This is a genomic window from Deinococcus taeanensis, from assembly GCF_020229735.1.
Classification (GTDB): domain Bacteria; phylum Deinococcota; class Deinococci; order Deinococcales; family Deinococcaceae; genus Deinococcus; species Deinococcus taeanensis.
In genome coordinates this window covers 197,120-212,997 of the sequence record NZ_CP083458.1, presented here as the reverse complement: position 1 = coordinate 212,997, position 15,878 = coordinate 197,120, and the positions used below count along the sequence as shown (strand labels likewise).

The window sequence follows — 15,878 nt, the reverse complement described above, 5'->3', positions numbered from 1 at the left end:
CCCGTCCCGACCTTCCAGGCTGCCCACGTGACCCGGCCGTTCCGGGTGCTGCTGGTGGACGATAATCCTGCGGATCTGCTGCTGGCCCAGGAGGTGTTCGAGGAACACGGCGCCGGCCTGACCGTCACGAGTTGCGCCAGCGGCAGCGAGGCCCTGCGGCACCTGCGCACCGGGCCGCACCCGGACGTGGTGATTCTGGACGTGAACATGCCGGTCATGTCCGGGTTCGAGGTGCTTCAGGCCATCAAGGAGGACCCCGCCCTGGTGTACATCCCGGTCGTGATGCTCTCCACCTCCTCCCAGCCGGGCGATGTCGCCCGCGCCTACACGCTGCACGCCAGTTCGTACATGGTGAAATCCACCTCCTTCCAGAAGTTCGTTGATCAGGTCGACGCTTTCGTGAACTTCTGGCGCGAAAGCCGCACCCCCAGCTGGCCGGACCGGCAGCTGCAGTAGGCGCAGCGCAGGTGCGCGAGTGCGCTCCCCGCGCAGCCGGTAGACTCCGGGCATGCCACCTGCCGCGCGCCTCGGTGATCAACACGTCTGCCCGCAGTCGACCGGCTGGACCCCGCACGTGGGCGGGCCGATCAATGCCGGCAGCCCCACCGTGTTTGTCGGCGGGCGGCCCGCGGCGCGCGTCGGTGACAGCTGTGTGTGCGTCGGCCCGCCGGACAGCATTACACAGGGCAGCGGAACGGTACGCATCAACGGCAAGCCGGCCGCCCGCCTGGGAGACCGCACCGCGCACGGCGGCACCATCACCGCCGGCGCCCCGACCGTCAACGTCGGCTGAGTCCGGCAGGGGCTCAGGGAACCGCGGGCGCTGATGGTTCAGTCCTGTGGAGCCCCCGGCAGCCTGCGCACGGGGTGACCTGCAGGGTGGGGCAGAGCGAGAACCAGGGCACGCCGCGCTCGCCGCGCGTCTACCACACCCGACGAGCAGCTGCCCCAGGACAGGTGAAATGACGCCGGCGCGCGTCCGGTCCGTCTTCCGGATGCGCGCCCTGCCGTTCGCCGTCTGGAATCAGAACCAGTCCGGCTGCATGTCCAGGGTGGTGCGGTCTGCGCTGGCCAGCAGCTCGGCGTGCGCGCGGACCTTCGGGAGTTCGTGCGTGGCGAAGAACCGCGCGGCGTGCAGCTTGCCGCGGTAGAAGGCCGGGTCGTCGCCGCGCGCGCCGGGCAGTGCGCGCGCGGCGACGGTCGCCTGACGCAGCCACATCCAGCCGATCACGGTGTGCCCCAGCATCTCCAGGGCGCTGTTCGCGTTGGCCAGGAACAGGTCCGGGCCCAGGTCCGGCGCGCGGGTCAGGATGGCCTGCAGGGCCGCGCCGGACTGGCGGACGGCCGTGCCCAGCGCGGCGCGAATCTCGTCCAGGCCGCCTAGGGCCTCACTCGCCTGAAGGTCGGCCTGGATGCGGGCCAGCAGGAGCTCAAGGCCGCGTCCACCGGCCTGCGTGACCTTGCGGCCCAGCAGGTCGTTGCCCTGAATACCCTCGGTGCCCTCGTGAATGGGATTGAGGCGGTTGTCGCGGTAGTACATCTCGACGGGAAAGTCGCGGGTGTACCCGGCGCCGCCCATCACCTGAATGGCGTCGCTCAGGGCGTCCTGGCTGTAGCGGCTGGGCCAGCTTTTCACGATCGGGGTCAGCAGGTCGAGGAGCAGGCCCGCGTCGGCGCGCCCGGCTTCGGGGCCAGTGTGCTGGTCGTCCACGAGCATGGAGGCGTACAGGCCCAGCGCCAGTCCGCCCTCCACGATGGCCTTCTGCCGCAGCAGCATCCGGCGCACGTCGGCGTGAGCGATGATCGGCACGGGCGGCGCGAGCGGGTCCTTGTTGCTGGCGGGTCGGCCCTGACGGCGTTCCCGGGCGTACTCCAGGCTGGCGAGGTACCCGGCGGTGCCGAGCATCACGGCGCCCATGCCCACCCCGATGCGGGCTTCGTTCATCATGTGGAACATCTGCGCGAGGCCCCGCCCTGGTTCGCCCACCAGTTCTCCGGTGGTTTCGCCGCCTTCCCCGAAGTTCAGGAGGGTGTTCGTGGTGCCGCGGTACCCCATCTTGTGGTTCAGGCCGGCCAGAACCACGTGGTTGCTCTCACCCACACTGCCGTCTTCGTCCACGCGGTAGCGGGGCACCAGGAACAGGCTGATGCCCTTTACGCCGGCCGGTCCGCCGGCAATGCGGGCCAGAACGAGATGCACGATGTTCTCGCTGAGTTCGTGTTCGCCGCCTGAGATCCACATTTTCGTGCCGGTAATGGCGTACGTGCCGTCACCCCGGGGTGTGGCGGTGGTGGTGATGTCTGCCAGGCCGGACCCGGCCTGCGGTTCGCTGAGGGCCATGGTGCCGAACCAGCGGCCTTCAAGCAGCGGCAGCATGAAGCGGCGCTGCTGCTCCGCAGAGGCGAACACCCGCTGAAGGTTCGCGTTCCCGATGGTAAGAAACGGGTAGCCGCTGGAGCTCACGTTCGCCGCCTGGAAGTGGGCCTGCACGGCCTGCATGACCACCCAGGGCAGTTGCAGGCCGCCCAGTTCCTCGTCGTGGTGCGCGGCGAAGAACCCGGCGTCCCGGAAGGCGCGCATCGCTTCCCCCACCGCGGCAGGCAGCACCACCCGGCCGCCCTGCACGTGCGGTTCGTTCAGGTCCACCTCACGGGCGTGGTTGGCGAAATACCGGTCGGCGACGCTGTACGCGAGGTTCAGGACGTCCTCGTAGACCTCGCGGCTGTGCTCGGCGAAACGTGGGCGCTGGGGAAGGTCCGCGGTGGGCAGCACCTCGAACAGTTGAAAGGTCAGGTCGCGGCGGTTCAGGAAGGGGGCCATGGTCGCTCCTCGGGAGGTGAAGTGTATGCGGCTCGGTGCTCCGAGCCTACGGGGAAGTGTCCGTACACGTCAACTTTGAACGCCCGCGTTAAGATGCAGAGGTCACCTCATGACCTCGCCACCCCACCCCGGAGGACCTATGCGCGCCCTGACCTGCACCCGCTTCGATCAGCCCGAAACCCTGAGCGTCACCGAGCACCCCACGCCCACCCCCGGCCCCGGCGAGATTCTGCTGCGCGTGCACGCCGCCAGCGTGAACTACCCTGACGCGCTGATGGTCATGGGCCAGTACCAGGTGCGCCCCCCCCTGCCGTTCACCCCGGGTGCCGAGGCCGCCGGCATCATCGAGGCCGTCGGCAAGGGCGTCACGCACCTGACCGTGGGGCAGCGCGCCGCCGCGTTCACCGGCACCGGCGCCTTCGCCACGCACCTGATTGCCCCGGCCGCCGCCACGCTGCCTCTGCCCGACACGCTGGAGTTCGGCGTGGCGGCCACGCTCCCGCTCGCGTACGGCACCGTCATGCACGCCCTGATCGACCGCGGCCAGCTCAGAGCCGGGGAGACCCTGCTTGTCCTCGGCGCAGCCGGCGGCGTGGGCCTCGCGGCCGTCATGATCGGCAAGGCGCTCGGCGCGCGCGTGATCGCCGCGGCCAGCACCGACGAGAAACTCGCCCTCGCCCGCGCGCACGGCGCCGATGAGACCATCAACTACGCCACCACCGACCTGAAGGACGCCCTGAAGACCCTCGCCGGCAAGGCGGGCGTGGACGTCATTCTTGATCCTGTCGGGGACCGCTGGGCGGAAAGTGCCTTCCGCGCCATCGCCTGGGGCGGCCGGTACCTTGTGGTGGGATTTGCAGGGGGCGAAATCCCGAAGCTGCCGTTGAACCTCCCGCTGCTCAAGGGCGCGTCGGTGGTGGGCGTTTTCTGGGGCGAGTACGCCCGGCGCGACCCGCGCGGCAACGCCCGGCACCTTCAGCAGCTTGCCACCTGGGTGACGGAGGGCACCATCACGCCGCTCATCAGCGCCCGCTACCCGCTCGAGGACGCCCCACGCGCCCTGCGGGACCTGCTGGAGCGCCGCGTGACCGGGAAGGTGATTCTCACCCCGTGACCGACCCCAGCGCCACGTACTACACCACTGCCGAGCTCGCCCGTGCGGCCGGCGTGACCCGCCGCACGGTGATGCACTACGCCGAACTGCAGCTGCTGGTTCCCGACCACGTCACCGCCTCCGGCCGCGCGCTGTACGGCCCGTACGCGCTGCGCCTCCTGCGGGACCTGATCGACCTGCGCGCCCTGGGCCTCACGCTCGAAGAGGCGCGGGACGCGGTGACGCTGCGCCGCGCCACGCACGACATCAACGGCGTGTACCGCCGCGACTGGAGCCGGGCGGACATTCCCGTCAGCGACGAGCGCCTGCAGACCCTGCAGGTGAAACTGCGCACCATTCACGACGCCTATGAACGGCAGGCGGACAACCTTGCCCGCTTCGACCGGTGGCTCACCAAACGGTTCACGGGCGGCGCCCTGCCTGCACCGAACAGCGATCCGGACGGCTGACCGGCCCCAGGGACTGAAGGTGACCTGCGCATAAGCGGGCGGGACTGGAGCCGTTCACGCAATTCGCAGGGTCACGCCATGTGCGCCCCCCACACTGCGTGAAGGAGGTGACCCCATGATTCACCTGTCCCGTGCGAACGCTGAGGCCCGCATCGGAGTGATCCTCACCAGCACCGACGCCCGCTTCACGCCTGGTCAGCGGGTGGCTCTGCGCGTCTGCACCCTCGGCGGCCGCACCACCCTGGAAATTGACGGCCACCCGGCCCACCTGGACACCACGGCGCCCGACGCCAGCGTGATTCTCCCCTTCCACGTGGGGGAAGTGCTGCGCCTGAACGTGGATCACGGCGTCGTCACCCACCACCCGGCCCCGGTCGGAACGCCGGTTCCTTTCCGCTGAACGGGAAACGGCCCCGGCCCTCGTTCAGGGGCCGGGGCCGTGCGGTGCAGGTCAGCCGGCGCGCTGAAGCCGCCGGGCGATCAGCGCAGGGCCATGCTCGGCGGCGAGGCGCACAAGAATGCCCATTTTGTGCGGGTTGGCTTCCAGGTCGATCCGCAGGCCCAGATCGGCGGCCGCCTCACTGCAGGCCGGGCCGATGCTGACCACCACCAGCCGGTTCAGGCCCGCGCGGGCTTCCTCAAGCAGGCCAAGTTTCTCGGCGTACTTGAGAAAATGCAGGATCTGGGTGCCGCTCGACAGCAGCAGAATGTCCGGGCCGCCCAGCACCACGTCCCGCACGGCGCGCGCGAGTGGCGCCGCGTCCTGAGGAAAAGCGCAGCGGTACACGGGAATACTGGTAACGCGAATGCCGGCGTAGGCGAGGTCACGGCGCATGGCGGTGGGGACTGCCTCGCCGTACTCGAGGATCACGGCGTGCTGACCGCGGGTGAGGGTGGCCAGCAGGTGGTCGGTGACTTCGTGCCAGGTGCAGGGCTTGGGCACGCTGACACCCTGGAGGCCGAAGGTCTTGAGCGCCTGGGCCGGTTTGGTGCCGCGCGCGATCAGCGGCAGGTGCTGCAGGGCGTCCAGGGCGCGGGGGTCGCGGGCGGCGAGTTCCTTGAGGAACATGCGGGTGCCGACGCCGGTGAGGCACGCCAGCGCGTGAACGTCCCCGGCCTCCAGGTCCCGCTCGAACTGCGCCAGGGGCCCACTCAGGTCCAGTTTCATTTCGCGCATGCTGGGCGCGACCTGGGGGGTGCCGCCGTACTTGCGGATCAGGGTCTGCATTTCCTCGTTCCGCCGGGACTCCAGACTCAAGACGTTCAGGCCAGCGAACCAGTCCATACGTCACCTCCTTCGGTGCGGGCGGCGTACACCGGGACGTGCACACCAGGAACATCGAGACTTTCTCCGGTTTCCAGGTCGAAAGCATGTTTCAGCAGGGGCGAGGCGACCTTGAACCGCGTCTGCCCGCCGCGGACGTAACTGCCGGTCAGGCCCCGGGACAGGACGTTGGCGCCGGTGAACGGGTCGCGGTTGCTCAGGGCGAACACCCGGCCGGCCAGGTGAAAGACCGCGACCTGCTCACCGTGAACCAGGGCGCACACGCCGGTGCCGGGAAGAATGTCGGCCAGGGCGCACACGCGCGTCCAGGGGAGTGTCGGAACGGAAGGGGACTGGGTGAGGGTCATGGGCGGTCCTCCTTGAGTGCAGGGTGCAGGCGGCAGGTCAGCGGGACGTCACGGCCCACGGTCAGTCGCCGCCTAGCATGGGCAGCGGGGTCAGGCGCTCCAGATCCGCGGGTCGGATCTGGCCGCGCTCATCGACCCACTCAATGCCCGGGTCGCGGGCGTCACTGTTCACGAACGTGCGGAACCGGTCGCGGATGGCGGGGTCGTTCACCGCCGCCGCCCACTCATCCTGGTACGCGGCCACATGCCGGGCCATTTCTGCGTCCAGCTCGGCGCACAGGCCCAGCCGGTCGTCGATGATCACGGCGCGCAGGTAATCCAGCCCCCCGTCGAGCTGCTCCAGCCACGCCGACGTGCGCTGCAGCCGGTCGGCGGTCCGGACGTAGAACATCAGGTACCGGTCGAGCAGCGTGATCACTTCCGGCTCGGTGAGGTCCGCGGCCAGCAGCGTGGCGTGCCTGGGCGTCACGCCGCCGTTCCCGCCAACGTACACGTTCCAGCCTTTCTCGGTGGCGATGATGCCGAAATCCTTGCTGCGCGCCTCGGCGCACTCGCGGGTGCACCCAGAGACGCCACTTTTGAGTTTGTGCGGACTGCGCAGCCCCCGGTACCGCAGTTCCAGGCGGATGGCAAGCCCGGTGGAATCCTGCACGCCGTAGCGGCACCAGGTGCTGCCCACGCAGCTTTTCACGGTCCGCAGGCTCTTGCCGTACGCGTGCCCGCTCTCAAAGCCCGCGGCGATCAGCGCCTCCCAGATGGCCGGCAGGTCGTCCCGGTGGGCGCCCAGCAGGTCAATGCGCTGCCCTCCGGTGAGTTTGCAGTACAGCCCGAACCGGCGCGCCACCTCACCAATGGCAATCAGGCCGTCGGCCGTGACCTCGCCGCCCGGGATGCGCGGCACCACCGAGTACGTGCCGTTCTTCTGAATGTTCGCCAGGAACGCGTCGTTCGTGTCCTGCACGGGGGCGTGGGCTGGGCTGAGCACCAGTTCGCCGTGCAGGCTGGCGAGAATACTGCCCACCGCCGGTTTGCACACCTCGCAGCCGTGCCCCGAGCCGTGCGCGGCCAGCACCTCCGCCCAGGAGCGCAGCCCCCGGACGCGGATCAGGTCGAACAGTTCCTGCCGGGAGTACGGGTAGTGCTCGCACAGGTGGTTCGTGACCTGCTCCCCGAGACGCCGCAGTTCGCTGTGCAGCAGGCCGCTCAGGGACGGCACGCACCCGCCGCAGCCGGTGCCGGCGCCCGTGCATTTCTTCAGGGCGGCGACGTCCCGCGCGCCGCCCTGCACGGCGCCGCAGATGGCGCTCTCGCGGACGTTCTCGCAGGAGCACACGAGCGCGTCGCGGCTCACGGCGGCCCCACCCGGCGCCGGCGGAACAATCAGCGTCTCGGGCGGCACGGTCAGCGGCGCGCCGCTCACGGTGAGGTCCAGCAGGTCCGCGTACCGGGCGGTGTCGCCGACCAGCAGGCCGCCCAGCACCTGCCGGCCGTCACCGGACAGCACCAGGCGGCTGTACGTGCCGCGCACGTTGTCACTCAGGGACACGCTCCGGGACCCGGGCGTGACGCCCTTCGCGTCGCCGAACGACCCGACCTCCACGCCCAGCAGTTTCAGCCGGGTGCTCAGGTCCGCGCCTCGGAAGTGCGCTTCGGGCGCGTCCGACAGGCCCAGGTCGCGCAGCAGGTTCGTGGCAGCCACCCTGGCCATCTGGTACCCGGGGGCCACCAGGCCGTAGATCCGCCCGGCATGCAGGGCGCACTCGCCCACGGCGTACACGTGCGGGTCACTGGTGCGCGTGGCGTCACTGATCTCAATGCCGCCCCGTTCCCCCACCTTCAGGCCGGCCGCGCGGGCCAGGTCGTCGCGGGGGCGAATGCCGGCGGAGAACACCACCACCTCGGCGTCCAGGGTGTCGCCGCCTTCGAACTCCAGGCCGGTCACGCGGCCCTGCGGACCGGCGCGCACCTGCCGGGTCGCGGTGGCGGTGTGCACGGTGATGCCCATGGCCTCAATGGTGCGGCGCAGGGTGGCGCCACCCTCCGCGTCCAGCTGCGCGGGCATGAGGTGCGGCGCGAACTCCACCACGTGGGTCCTGAGGCCGAGTTTGCGCAGTGCGCCGGCCGCTTCCAGGCCCAGCAGCCCCCCGCCGATCACCACGCCGGTGCGGGCGCCGTCGGCCGCCGCGCGGATGGCGTCCAGGTCGTTGAGGGTGCGGTACACGAAGCAGCCCTGGGCGTCACGGCCGGGGACGGGCGGAACGAAGGGGAACGAGCCGGTGGCGAAGACCAGAGCGTCGTAGGGGACGCTCTGGTCGTTGACCTGAACGGTGCGCCTGCGCAGGTCGACGTGCCCGGCCCGGCCGTACACGACCTGCACGCCCTGGGCGGCGTAGGTCTCCGGTGTGGCGAGCGCGAGGTCCGGGCGCGGCTGATCGAAGTGGCTGCTGAGGTGCACGCGGTCATAGGCGAGCCTGGGTTCCTCGCTGATCACGGTGAGGTGCAGGGCGCTGTGCGGCGCGGCGTCGCGCAGGGTCTCGACGAGGCAGTGGCCGACCATGCCGTTGCCGATGATCACGATGTGGGGGGTGTGATGGGGGTTGAGCACGCGGGTGGCCTCCGTTCAGGTGGGAAGGAATGACGGGCGGGGTGCTCGTCATCGCTGCGCACAGTTAACGGGGAGTTGTGCAATTTGTCAAGAAAAATAAGAACAGAATGCAAAAGTGGAGCATATGGAGCGGAAAACGCCGTAAATTCAGCGTACTTGTACAGAAAATAGTAGACGAGTTGCAGAATTGGCCTTGACTTCGGTCCCGGACGCCGCCATGGTGACCGCATGAGCCAGGCGACCCTGCACACCCCCACTGTCCGGACCACCTGTCCCTACTGCGCCGTGCAGTGCAACTTCGATCTGCACCTGGAACGCGGCCTGCCCGTCAAGGTCACCCCTACCCGGGACTGCCCGGTTGCGCACGGCACCGTCTGCAAAAAAGGCCTCGCCGCCCTGAACGACCTGCGTCACCCGGAACGCCTCACGCAGCCGCTGCTGCGCAAAGGCGGGCAGCTCACCCCCGTCAGCTGGGACGAGGCCCTCGCGTACGTCCGCACGGCCCTGAGCCCCCTCGTTCAGACCCAGCCCGAACGGATCGGCGTGTTCGGCAGCGGCAGCCTCACCAACGAGAAGACCTACCTGCTGGGCAAGTTCGCCCGCGTGGCCCTGCGCACCCCGCACATCGACTACAACGGCCGGTACTGCATGGCCAGCGCCAGCACCGCCCTGAACCGCACCGTGGGGTACGACCGCGGCCTGGGCTTCCCGCTCGGCGACATGGTGCGCAGCGACCTGATCCTCCTGATCGGCGCGAATGTCGCCGAGACCCTCCCCCCCCTGATGCAGTACCTCAAAGGCGCCAAGGACCGCGGCGGCGCCGTGTACGCCATCGACCCGCGCGCCACCACCACCGCCCGGGTGGCCGGCCGGCACCTCGCCCCGCGCCCGGGCACGGACGGCCTGCTCGCCCTGGGCCTGCTGCACCTGATGCAGGCCTGGGGCCGCGTTCAGCCCACGGCGCCGGCGCACGGCGCTGCGGAGGTCCTGGCGCACGCCGCGGACTACCCCCCTGCCCGGGTCGCCCATGACTGCGGCCTCCCTGAGGCCGACGTCGTCGCCCTGGCCCGCGCGTACGCGGAGGCCCGCGCGCCTCTGATCCTCACCGGACGCGGCCCCGAACAGCACCTGCACGGCACCGACACGGTTCAGGCGTGGCTGAACCTGGCGTTCCTGACTGGGCACTTCGGGAAACCCGGCGCGGGATTCGGCACCCTGACTGGCCAGGGGAACGGGCAGGGGGGACGCGAACACGGCCAGAAGAACGACCAGCTGCCCGGCGCCCGCTCCCTGCGCGACCCGCAGCACCGGGCCGACATGGCCGCCCTGTGGGGCGTCACGCCGGACCACCTGCCGCAGCCCGGCCACACCGCGCAGGAACTCCTGAACGCCTGCGGCGCTCCTGGCCCCGGCGGCATCGACGCGCTGATCGTCCTGGGGTCCAACCCGGTGGTGAGTGCCGCCGGAACCGGGCACGTCACCGGGCGCCTCCAGGCCCTGAAGCACCTGATCGTGATTGATTTCCTGCCCAGCGAGACGGCGCAGCTGGCCACCCTGGTGCTGCCGGGCAGCATGTGGTGCGAGGAGGAAGGCACCACCACCAACCTCGAAGGGCGGGTGCAGCGCCGCCGGCGCGCCGTGACGCCGCCCGGCGCGGCGCGCGAGGACTGGCGCATCCTGTGCGACCTGGCCCACGCCGCCGGCGCACCGCACGGCTTCACGTTCTCCACCTTCGGCGAACTGCAGAGCGAGTTCTTCCGCGCCACCCGCGGCGGAAAAGCCGACTACAGCGGCCTGAGTGCCGAACGGCTCGACCGGGCGAGTGCCCAGTGGCCCGTGAAGCACGCCGGCGGCCCCGACACGCCGTACGCCTACGCGCCCACCTACCCCACGTCAGATGGCCTCGCCACCCTGCACGTCCCGCAGCTGCGCGCGCCGGAGGCGGCGCCGCGCGCGCTGCACCTGACCACCGGCCGGCTCGGGAATCAGTATCAGAGCGGCACCCAGACCCGCCGCAACCCCGCGCTGAAAGCCGAGCAGAGCGTGCAGATCCATCCCGAGACCGCCCGTGAACACGGCCTGGGCGCCGGGGACCTCGTCACGCTGCGCACCCCGCACGGACAGGCGACCGCGCCCGTCGCCCTGACGCCCGGCCTGCGGCCCGACACGGTGTTCATCTCGTTTCACTGGCCTGAAACCGCCAACCTCCTGACCGACCCTCACGCCCTCGACCCGCATTCGCGCATGCCGGGCTTCAAGGTCACGCCCGTCACCCTGCACCCCGCCCGCCTGCCCGCGCCGGTTTCCGCGCGCGGAACCCTGAGCGTGTCGTGACCCGCCGCTGCCCACTGGAGGACCGGATGCCCCCGCCCACCTGACTCCACGCTGCCTCTCACCCCACGTGTGCTCGCCCCCCTTCTGAAGGAGGTTCCTTATGACTGTGCCCACTGCCGTTCCGCCTCTGAGTCCCGACGCCCGGCGCGTCGTGACCGCCGCCACCCTGGGTTTCACGCTGATGTTCGCCGTGTGGGTCATGTTCGCCATCGTGGCCCTGCCCATCCGGCAGGCCCTGGGCCTCAGTGACGCGCAGTTCACGCTGCTGACGGCCATTCCGGTCCTCACCGGCTCCCTGCTGCGCCTCCCGGCCGGCATCTGGGCCGACCGGTACGGCGGCCAGCGCGTGTTCGTGGCGAATCTGCTGCTGACGGCCGCGTTCTCCCTGGCGCTCGCGTGGGCCGACGGGTACCGCACGCTGCTCACCCTGGCGCTGGGCGTGGGCCTGGCCGGCGCGAGCTTCGCGGTGGGCAACGCGTGGATCGCGCAGTGGGTGCCCACCGCCCGGCAGGGCCTCGCGCTCGGGACCTTCGGGGCGGGGAACGCCGGGGCGAGCCTCACGAAACTTCTCGCGCCGCTCATGATCACCCTGGTCCCGGCCGGCCTGCTGATTCCCGGGGGGTGGCACTTCGTGCCGTTCGTGTTCGGGCTGCTGCTGCTTGCGTGCGCCGCCCTGACCGCCCGGTTCACGCCGCCGGACGCGCCGCGGCCCGCGGCGCGCCCGCTGGGTGACTGGCTGCGTCCCCTGCGCCGCGCGCAGGTGTGGCGGTTCGGCCTGTACTACGTGGTGTTCTTCGGCGCGTACGTCGCCTACAGCCTGTTCCTGCCGAAATACTACGTGGATCACTACGGCGCGCCGCTGGCCCAGGCGGGGCTGCTCACGGCGCTGTTCATCTTTCCGGCGAGTCTGCTGCGCCCTCTGGGCGGGTACCTGAGTGACCGGTTCGGGCCGCGCGGCGTCACCACCGCGTCGTTCGGGCTGATGCTTGCCGGTCTGCTGCCTCTGCTCCGCGACGTACCCATGACGCCGTTCATGCTCCTGACCACCGTGGTGGGCGTGGGCATGGGCATTGGGAAGGCCAGTACCTACACCCTGGTGGCGCAGTGGAACCCTGGCCAGATGGGGGTTGTGGGCGGCCTGGTGGGTCTGCTGGGCGGCCTGGGCGGCTTTTTCCTGCCGCTGCTGTTTACCGCGCTGAAACCCACGCTGGGCGCGCAGGCGGCCTTTGTGACGCTGTTCGCCCTGACGGCACTGAGCGGGGTGGTTTTCGTGGCGAACATGGTGCGCCTGAAGGTGCTGGGCCGCGCTCCCTCCTACGCCTGAGCCGACCAGGGAGCCGCCCGCCGGGGTAGTCCAGCCCGGCGGGCGGCTTCCTGGTGGGGCGCCAGTGCTGGACAGGCCCGGCTGCCATCCAGGCGAAGGATCCTCCCCCGGGGGTCTGCCCGGTTCGGGGGAGCGGCGCTGTGCTAACCCTGTGGAGCTGCCCAGGCTGTCTTTCACCCTGTGGCACGCCGTGCCGGTAAGCAGGGAAGCGCGTGAGCAGGCTCCGCTGAGGCCGTCGCCTCAGCGGGGCCGACGTCTCCTGCCGGGGCAGGTCGCACTGTCAGGTTCTTCGTTGACATCCCCCCCGGGGGGGCCTACCATTCAGGCATGACCACCGAACTGACCATTACCGGCATGACCTGCGGCCACTGCGAAAAAGCCGTTCAGTCCGCGTTGAAACAGGTGCCCGGCGTAGAGGATGTCCACGTGAACCGCGAGGCGGGCCGCGCCACGGTGACTGGCAATGCCGAGGCGCAGGCGCTGATTGCCGCGGTCACTGAGGAAGGGTACGGCGCTCAGGTCCAGGCCTGACATGACCCGCGCCTGTCACCCGCCCACCCACCTGTGCATGCCGGAAGACGCCCGCAAGCGCGCCGCCCGGCGACTGAACATCGCGCGCGGGCACCTGGATTCCATCGTGCGCATGCTCGAAGACCCGGACGTGTACTGCGTGGACGTTCTGCGGCAGCTCAAGGCCGTGCAGGGCGCCCTGGGCGGTGCGGGCGAGGTGGTGCTGCGCGGGCACCTGGAAGCGCACGTGGCGACCGCCTCCACCCGGGGTGACAGCCACGAGATCGTCGAGGAGCTCATGGAGGCGCTCAAGTATACCTGAAGCCCGGCCGGGCCATGCACGACACCGACCGGAGCGCAGGGCAGATTCCGGAAGCCGAGCCGCTGGAGGCCCACCGGTGTTCCCGGTGGGCCTCCAGCGCTGAAGGGGGGGTGGTCCGGGCGGTACCTGCCGCTGCGGCCGCCCGGGTGAGGCTCAGCGGGTGTAGAGCAGGCGGTTGGGGCTGCCAGTGCCGACGCTGCTCAGCACGTTGGTGGTGGCGCTGTTGATGATGACGCTGGTGACGCTGCTGGTGCTGTTGTACCCGGCGGCGATTCTCAGCGCGGCGGCGCCGGCGACGTGCGGGGAGGCCATCGAGGTGCCACTGATGGTGTTTGTGGCGGTGTCACCGGTATTCCAGGCGCTGGTGATGCCGGTGCCGGGCGCGAAGAGGTCCAGGCAGCTGCCGTAGTTGCTGTACGTGGTGTCACGGCTGTCACTGCGGGTGGTAGCGCCGACCGTGATGGCGCTTGCGGCGCTGGCCGGGGAGACGTTGCAGGCGTTCTGGTTCTCGTTGCCGGCGGCGACCACCATCACGAGGTTCTTGCTCGCGGCGCTGTTCACGGCGTCGTTCACGGCCTGGCTGTACCCGCCGCCCAGGCTCATGTTGGCCACGGCGGTCGCGCTGCCCTTGTTGCTCACGGCCCAGTTCACGCCGGCGATTACGCCGGAGTTCGTGCCGCTGCCCTGGCAGTTCAGGACCTTCACGGCGACCAGGGTCACGCCCTTGGCAACGCCGTAGGTGCTGCCGCCGACCGTCCCGGCGACGTGGGTGCCGTGTCCCTGGCAGTCGCTGTTGGTGCCGTCCCCGGTGGTGTTCGTGCCCCAGATGGCCCGCCCGCCGAACTGGCTGTGCGTGGTGCGGATGCCGGTGTCGATGATGTAGGCCCTGACGCCGCTGGCGGTGTAGTCGTAGGTGTAGGTGCCGCTCAGGGGGAGGTTGCGCTGGTCAATGCGGTCGATGCCCCAGGTGGCGCCGGACTGCGTGGCGCTCATGTGCATCGCGGCGTCCTGCTCGATGTACTTCACGCGGGGATCAGCCTGGAGCCGGGCGACGTTCTGGGTGCTGAGTCGGGCGGCGAAGCCGTTGAGGGCGGCGCTGTAGACGTGCTGCACCTGCACGCCCTGCGGGTCGAGGCCCAGCGTGCTGATCAGGCTGCTGGCGCCCTGGCTGCTGAGGTTGCTGGCCGCGCCGTCGCTGAACACGACGATGTACTGCCCGGGGATCGCTTCGGGGTTGCTGGTGCCGAGCACCGGGGCGCCCTGGCTGGTCTGGGGCGTGGCGGTCTGCTGCTGGCCGCAGGAGGCGAGGATGAGGCTGAGCGCGAGCAGGGAGAAGAGGGGACGTGCGTTCATGGCGGACCTCCGGGTGGTTCCTGGGGGAGTGAGGTGCAGGGCGGCGCGGGGCGTGACGCCACGGCCGGGACTGTCGCGTGCACCGGGTAGGTTGTAGGGAACCTCGGAGATGATAGGCAGGTGGGTGGGCCGGAAAGATGAGAGACCAAAGATGAAGAGGCGATTTCTGAGACTGAGCTGAGGACGAAGCAGGCTGAAATAGTGTGACAAAGCACAAAAATCCTGTCTGTATATTCGGGACACTCTGCGGCAGTCCTGACGACTTTTGTCATTTTCTCACAATTCTCAGGAATCCCGGCGGCGCCGCCGGACCGGTTTCTCCCCGTGCGCCGCACGAAAGGCCTCCACCCGTTCCCGGCTCAACTGCCCCCGCGCCACGGCCCGCTCCACCGCGCAGCCCGGCTCGCCTGAATGCGTGCACTTCCGGAACCGGCACTCTGCCGCAAACGCCTCCACATCCTCAAACCCCGCCGGGTCGTCCCCGCGCCAGACCTCAATGTCCCGCAGGCCCGGGTTGTCTACGAGCACCCCGCCCCCCGGCAGGCGGTAGAGCGTCCGGGCGGTCGTCGTGTGCCGCCCCTCCCGCGTGGCCCCCACCTCACCGGTCAGGGCCACCTCGCGCCCCAGCAGGGCGTTCGTCAGGGTGCTCTTGCCCATGCCCGACGAGCCGATCAGGGCCGCCGTCTCTCCAGGGCCAATCAGAGCGCGAACCTCCGCGACCCCCTGCCCCGACCGCGCCGACAGGTCCAGGACCGGCACCGCCGGATCCAGCGCCCGCAGGTCCGCCAGCACGCCCGACACGTTCCGCGACAGGTCCACCTTGTTCAGCAGCAGCGCCGCCCGCGCCCCGCCGGCCTGCACCGCCTCCAGGTACCGCCGCAGCCGCGCGTGATCAACGTCCCCGTCCGGGGCGGTCATCACCATCACCACGTCCACGTTCGCGCTGAGCACCTGCGCGCCCCCCTGCACCGCCCGCGTGAACGCCGTGCGCCGCGGCAGCACCGCGTGCACCCGCAGCGGCGCCCCCTGCGCCGACCCGGCCGGAACCACCTCGGCCAGCACCCAGTCGCCGATCACCGGGGACAGCTCCGACTGGCGCAGCGCTCCGGCGAACACCGCCTCCTGCGGGCCACCCTCCGTCCAGAGGGTCGCGGTGTTGCGGCCGACGCCCGCCACCCGGGCCGGCAGCAGGGACAGGTCCGGCGAAGCTGCCCGGACCAGCGCCGCCGCCGCCTCGAAAGCCGGCGTCCAGCCCACCTCGGTCAGGTTCAGGGCGCTCACTGCCGCCCCCGGCAGCAGTCACGGACGTTCAGGGCACCTTCAGCGCAGCGCAGCATCCGGCCCAGCCTAGCCGCTCGCCGCCCCCTTGCCCAGCGACGCCGCCCACACTGCGCGCCTCACGGTCACCAGCGGA

At 70.4% G+C, this 15,878-nt stretch carries 15 protein-coding genes; 9 read left to right on the top strand and 6 right to left on the bottom strand.

Features of this window, described 5'->3' with window-relative positions; all coding sequences use genetic code 11:
• Positions 1-27 precede the first annotated feature (27 nt).
• Both LAJ19_RS18735 and LAJ19_RS18730 read left to right on the top strand, forming a co-directional pair.
• The gene (locus tag LAJ19_RS18735) at positions 28-456 is read left to right on the top strand and encodes a response regulator (protein WP_225524017.1); all 429 of its coding nucleotides are present in this window, start codon (positions 28-30) and stop codon (positions 454-456) included.
• 52 nt (positions 457-508) lie between these two features.
• Positions 509-793 carry a PAAR domain-containing protein gene (locus LAJ19_RS18730; RefSeq protein WP_225524016.1) on the top strand — a complete coding sequence of 95 codons (285 nt, stop codon included), beginning with the start codon at positions 509-511 and terminating at the stop codon, positions 791-793.
• A 231-nt stretch (positions 794-1,024) separates the two neighbouring features.
• On the opposite strand, the gene LAJ19_RS18725 is transcribed toward LAJ19_RS18730, so the two are convergent.
• On the bottom strand, positions 1,025-2,821 hold the full coding sequence (locus LAJ19_RS18725; protein ID WP_225524352.1) for an acyl-CoA dehydrogenase: 1,797 nt from the start codon (positions 2,819-2,821) through the stop codon (positions 1,025-1,027).
• A 139-nt stretch (positions 2,822-2,960) separates the two neighbouring features.
• On the opposite strand from LAJ19_RS18725, the gene LAJ19_RS18720 reads away from it, so the two are divergent.
• The 3 genes from LAJ19_RS18720 to LAJ19_RS18710 all read left to right on the top strand — a co-directional run bounded on the left by LAJ19_RS18720 (position 2,961) and on the right by LAJ19_RS18710 (position 4,784).
• Positions 2,961-3,935 carry an NADPH:quinone oxidoreductase family protein gene (locus tag LAJ19_RS18720; RefSeq protein WP_225524350.1) on the top strand — a complete coding sequence of 325 codons (975 nt, stop codon included), beginning with the start codon at positions 2,961-2,963 and terminating at the stop codon, positions 3,933-3,935.
• Between the two features lie 71 nt (positions 3,936-4,006).
• Positions 4,007-4,384 (top strand): MerR family transcriptional regulator, encoded by a 378-nt coding sequence (locus tag LAJ19_RS18715; RefSeq protein WP_432804263.1) that lies wholly within the window; start codon positions 4,007-4,009, stop codon positions 4,382-4,384.
• Between the two features lie 115 nt (positions 4,385-4,499).
• The gene (locus LAJ19_RS18710) at positions 4,500-4,784 is read left to right on the top strand and encodes a hypothetical protein (RefSeq protein ID WP_225524348.1); all 285 of its coding nucleotides are present in this window, start codon (positions 4,500-4,502) and stop codon (positions 4,782-4,784) included.
• 51 nt (positions 4,785-4,835) lie between these two features.
• On the opposite strand, the gene LAJ19_RS18705 is transcribed toward LAJ19_RS18710, so the two are convergent.
• The 3 genes from LAJ19_RS18705 to nirB all read right to left on the bottom strand — a co-directional run bounded on the left by LAJ19_RS18705 (position 4,836) and on the right by nirB (position 8,573).
• Positions 4,836-5,669, bottom strand: a complete 834-nt coding sequence (locus LAJ19_RS18705) for a uroporphyrinogen-III synthase (protein ID WP_225524346.1) — start codon at positions 5,667-5,669, stop codon at positions 4,836-4,838.
• On the bottom strand, positions 5,648-6,016 hold the full coding sequence (gene nirD / locus LAJ19_RS18700; RefSeq protein ID WP_225524345.1) for a nitrite reductase small subunit NirD: 369 nt from the start codon (positions 6,014-6,016) through the stop codon (positions 5,648-5,650). The genes LAJ19_RS18705 and nirD overlap by 22 nt, the downstream gene beginning before the upstream one ends.
• A 61-nt stretch (positions 6,017-6,077) precedes the next feature.
• The gene (gene nirB, locus LAJ19_RS18695) at positions 6,078-8,573 is read right to left on the bottom strand and encodes a nitrite reductase large subunit NirB (protein WP_255639924.1); all 2,496 of its coding nucleotides are present in this window, start codon (positions 8,571-8,573) and stop codon (positions 6,078-6,080) included.
• Between the two features lie 276 nt (positions 8,574-8,849).
• Between nirB and LAJ19_RS18690 the strand changes: the two genes are divergently transcribed.
• The 4 genes from LAJ19_RS18690 to LAJ19_RS18675 all read left to right on the top strand — a co-directional run bounded on the left by LAJ19_RS18690 (position 8,850) and on the right by LAJ19_RS18675 (position 13,111).
• Positions 8,850-10,955, top strand: a complete 2,106-nt coding sequence (locus LAJ19_RS18690) for a molybdopterin oxidoreductase family protein (RefSeq protein WP_225524343.1) — start codon at positions 8,850-8,852, stop codon at positions 10,953-10,955.
• Positions 10,956-11,055: 100 nt separating this feature from the next.
• Positions 11,056-12,279, top strand: a complete 1,224-nt coding sequence (locus LAJ19_RS18685) for an MFS transporter (protein ID WP_225524342.1) — start codon at positions 11,056-11,058, stop codon at positions 12,277-12,279.
• A gap of 327 nt (positions 12,280-12,606) precedes the next feature.
• Complete coding sequence (locus LAJ19_RS18680; protein WP_225524341.1) at positions 12,607-12,810, top strand: CopZ family metallochaperone; 204 nt, start codon at positions 12,607-12,609, stop codon at positions 12,808-12,810.
• Position 12,811: 1 nt separating this feature from the next.
• A complete protein-coding gene (locus LAJ19_RS18675) occupies positions 12,812-13,111 on the top strand; it encodes a metal-sensitive transcriptional regulator (RefSeq protein WP_285892314.1) in 300 nt (99 codons plus the stop codon).
• A gap of 153 nt (positions 13,112-13,264) precedes the next feature.
• On the opposite strand, the gene LAJ19_RS18670 is transcribed toward LAJ19_RS18675, so the two are convergent.
• Positions 13,265-14,464: a S8 family peptidase gene (locus tag LAJ19_RS18670; RefSeq protein WP_225524339.1), complete on the bottom strand. Its 1,200-nt coding sequence runs from the start codon at positions 14,462-14,464 to the stop codon at positions 13,265-13,267.
• 285 nt (positions 14,465-14,749) lie between these two features.
• On the bottom strand, positions 14,750-15,745 hold the full coding sequence (gene rsgA, locus LAJ19_RS18665) for a ribosome small subunit-dependent GTPase A (protein WP_225524338.1): 996 nt from the start codon (positions 15,743-15,745) through the stop codon (positions 14,750-14,752).
• Positions 15,746-15,878 lie beyond the last annotated feature (133 nt).